Source organism: Mesorhizobium sp. M7A.F.Ca.ET.027.03.2.1 (assembly GCF_003999175.1).
Taxonomy (GTDB): Bacteria; Pseudomonadota; Alphaproteobacteria; order Rhizobiales; family Rhizobiaceae; genus Mesorhizobium.
Genome location: NZ_RZOM01000530.1, coordinates 1 through 4129, shown reverse-complemented (window position 1 = coordinate 4129; position 4129 = coordinate 1). Strand labels below are relative to the sequence as shown.

Annotated in this window: 2 protein-coding genes; one reads left to right on the top strand and one right to left on the bottom strand. The window is 63.4% G+C overall.

The genetic code is table 11. From position 1 onward, the window contains the following. On the top strand, positions 1–2190 hold a 2190-nt coding region (locus EN750_RS21435; protein ID WP_127397573.1), incomplete at its 5' end, for a histidine kinase dimerization/phospho-acceptor domain-containing protein. Positions 2191–2517: 327 nt separating this feature from the next. On the opposite strand, the gene EN750_RS21430 is transcribed toward EN750_RS21435, so the two are convergent. Then, positions 2518–4129 (bottom strand): acetoacetate--CoA ligase (locus EN750_RS21430; RefSeq protein WP_127397572.1); only part of this gene is annotated, 1612 nt, incomplete at its 5' end.

The window sequence follows — 4129 nt, the reverse complement described above, 5'->3', positions numbered from 1 at the left end:
GCCGATAAGGTGATCCGGCTCGCCGAACATCGCCAGCCTGCCAACGACAAGGGCCTGTCGACCCTGGAACGCAGCGCGTTCCGCGAAATCGGCGAGCGGCTGAAGAAGGATAGCGCTCCGGTCGGGCCGCCAGAGACCGAGACTGTGGAGGCATCGGCAGCGGAGACCGAGGCTCCGGTCAATGCGTCCGACGACCCGATGCGCACCGACGGCATCCCTGCGTCAGGGCCAGAGAACGAACCGGTCGAGGCATCCGATGTCGATGCCGAAGACGAGCGGGATCTGGCACGGCTTGACGGTCACGCGGACGAAGCCCCTCGTGACGCCCGCTCGGGGGTGAATGTGACGGGCTCGTTGCTCGACTATGCCGGCCAAGATGACGAACGTGGCCCCGTGGCGGCGGAACCAGAGAACACAGCTGCCGTTTCGCCCGGCGAAGAGCCTGAAGCCACTGACGCGACACATGATAGCCTCGATGACGACAGCATGACGTCGGCGGATTTTCGCGATGCCGAAGACAATGAGGATTGGGCGCAGCCCGACGAGGAAGCCGCGTCGCCCGACGAGCAGACGGTTGGCGAGGAAACCGCAGGCGACTCTGCGGAAATACCCCTCGAGCGCCCTCGCCTGCAGGTTCCGCCGCTCAAGGCCGAAGGGTTCGTGCCGTCGGCGTTTTCCGCCGGAGATGAACACAAGGCTCCGGACACGTCGCTGCTCGGCAAGCTGCCCGTGCCGCTGCTCATCCATTCCGGGGACCGGTTGCACTATGCGAATGAGGAATTCCTCAGCCTGACGGGTTACGAGGCGCTTGACGATCTGGCGGATGCCGGCGGCCTCGGCGCGTTGTTTGCCGACCCCTATGCCGACGACGGCGTTTCCGACGGCACCGATCGCGCGCTGCGGCTGAAAACGCGTGACGGACAGGAATTCCCGATCGAGGCCATTTTGCGCTCGGTCCCCTGGCGCGACGGCAAGGCGCTGATGCTGGTCGTGCGACGCTCCGGCGAGGATGATGCGCCGGCGAGCCTGCATGTGGTTGGCGACGAGCAGACGCAGCCGGATATTTCCGAACTCAAGGCGCGCATCGCCGAGATGCGCACCATTATCGACACCGCCACCGACGGCGTCGTGTTGATCGGCCGTGACGGCACCATCCGATCGATCAGCCGGCCTGCGGAAGCGCTGTTCGGCTTCGACAGCGACGATGTGACCGGCAAGCCGTTCGCCTCGCTGTTTGCGATCGAAAGCCAGCGCGCGGCGCGCGACTATCTCAACGGACTGTCCGAGCCCGGCGTGGCGAGTGTCATGAACGACGGCCGCGAGGTGATCGGGCGCGAGTCGCAAGGCCGCTTCATTCCGCTGTTCATGACCATCGGTCGGCTGCCCAACGACAGCGGCTTCTGCGCCGTCGTTCGCGACATCACGCAGTGGAAGCGGGCCGAAGAGGACTTGACGCAGGCACGTGCGGTGGCCGAGCGCGCGTCCTCGCAGAAGACCGATTTCCTGGCCCGCATCAGCCACGAGATCCGCACCCCGCTCAATGCCATCATCGGTTTTTCGGAATTGATGGTCGACGAGAAGTTCGGACCTGTCGCCAACGATCGCTACCGCGACTATCTGCGCGATATCAACCGCTCGGGCAATCATGTGCTCGATCTGGTCAACGACCTGCTCGACATCTCCAAGATCGAGGCCGGCCAGCAGGAGATGGCCTATGAAGCGGTGTCGCTCAACGACACGCTGGCCGAGACGGTGGCGATGATGCAGCCGCAGGCCAACCGCGAACGGGTCATCATCCGCTCCAGCTTCGCTTCGCGGCTGCCGGAAGTGGTGGCGGACCTGCGCAGCGTGCGCCAGATCGCGCTCAACATCCTGTCGAATGCCATCCGTTACACCCAGGCCGGCGGCCAGGTGATCGTCTCGACCGCCTATGAGACGTCGGGCGACGTCGTCATGCGGGTGCGCGACACCGGCATCGGCATGAGCCATGCCGAGATCGAGCAGGCGCTAAAGCCGTTCAAGCAGATCAACGCGCTGAAGCGCGGACGCGGTGACGGTACCGGGCTTGGACTGCCGTTGACCAAAGCGATGGTGGAAGCCAACCGTGCCCGGTTCACCATCAATTCGACACCGGGCGAAGGCACTCTGGTCGAGGTCGCTTTTCCGTCGACCCGTGTGCTCGCGGAATAGATCAGCCCTCTCCGCGGTTCGGTCCCGATAAAAAGAAAAGGCGCCCAAAGGGCGCCTTAAGAGATGGGATTGCTGTCACAACGGGGGCTTGAGCGAATTCGGATCCTCGGGGCTGAGGAACGGGATTTCTCCCTCAAGTTACCTGCGACTATCGACGCCGGACCTTAACAACTCCTTACCGGAGTGCCGGAAAATTTACGAATGTGTACCACTCATGAAATCTAGGTAAATTCTAGCGAGATATTTCGTTAACCATGCCGGAAAGGCCTTTTTCATGCATGTCGTTGTCTCAAAACCGGACCACTTTTGAGCGACATGCAGTAGCAGCTACTCGGCCAGCTGCGGCAGGTTCTTGAACAGGTCGAGCGCTTCCGGGTTGGCGAGCGCTTCCTTGTTCTTGATGGCGCGGCCGTGCACCACGTCGCGCACCGCGAGTTCGGTGATCTTACCCGACTTGGTGCGGGGAATATCCGACACGGCAACGATTCTGGCCGGGACATGGCGGGGACTGGCGCCACTGCGGATCTTGGCGCGGATGCGTTTTTCCAGATTTTCGTCGAGCTGCGCGCCGGCGGCCAGGCGCACGAACAGGACGACGCGCACGTCGTTGTCGAAGTCTTGGCCGATGCACAGTGCTTCCAGAATCTCCGGCATCTGTTCGACCTGGTTGTAGATCTCCGCCGTGCCGATGCGCACGCCGCCCGGGTTGAGCGTGGCGTCGGAGCGGCCATGGATGATCAGGCCGCCATGCGCGGTCCATTCGGCGAAATCGCCGTGACACCAGACATTGTCGAAGCGCTCGAAATAGGCCGCCCGGTACTTCTTGCCCTCGGGGTCGTTCCAGAAGCCGATCGGCATCGCCGGAAAAGCCTTGGTGCAGACCAACTCGCCCTTCTCCTGCCGGACCGGCCTGCCGTCATCGTCCCAGACATCGACCGCAAGGCCAAGGCCGGGTCCCTGGATCTCGCCGGTCCAGACAGGCTGCGTCGGCACGCCGAGCACGAAGCAGGAGACGATGTCGGTGCCGCCGGAGACCGAGGCCAGATGCACGTCCTTCTTGATGCCGTCATAAACGAAGCGGAAATCTTCCGGCGACAGCGGCGAGCCGGTGGAGGAGATTGCCCGCACCGTGGCCAGATCATGCGTGCGGATCGGCTTGAGGCCGGCCTTGCGCACGGAATCGATGAACTTGGCCGAGGTGCCGAGGAACGTCATCTTCTCGGCATCGGCGAAATCGAACAGCACATTGCCGTCGGGGTAGAAGGGCGAACCGTCATAGAGCAGCAACGTGGCCCCCGAAGCGAGCCCCGACACCAGCCAGTTCCACATCATCCAGCCGCAGGTGGTGAAGTAGAAGAAGCGGTCGCCATCGGTGAGACCGGCATGCAGCCGGTGTTCCTTGACATGCTGGATCAGCGTGCCGCCGGCCGAATGGACGATGCATTTGGGAATGCCGGTCGTTCCCGACGAAAACAGGATGTAGAGCGGATGCGAAAACGGCAGCGGCTCGAAGGCAACGGGCTTGCCGACGAAGGGCGACAGCGCCTCTTCCAGCGCTACCGCCTTGTCGATGGCCCCGGCGACATCGCTCGATGTGCCGAGATAATCGACGACCAGAATCTTGCGGACAGTGCCGAGCTTGGCCGCGACCGCGGCGATCTTGTCGGCGACTTCGATCGCCTTGCCATTGTACCAATAGCCATCCGGCGCGATGAAGACGACGGGCTCGATCTGGCCGAACCTGTCGAGCACGCCCTGCTCGCCGAAATCGGGAGAGCAGGACGACCAAACCGCGCCGATCGAGGCGGCGGCCAGCATGGCGGCGACGGTCTCCGGCATGTTGGGCATCATGGCGGCGATGCGGTCGCCCTTCTTCACCTTGAGCGACAGGAAAAGCTGCTGCAGCCGCGAGGTCAGCGCGTGCAACGCGTTCCAGGAC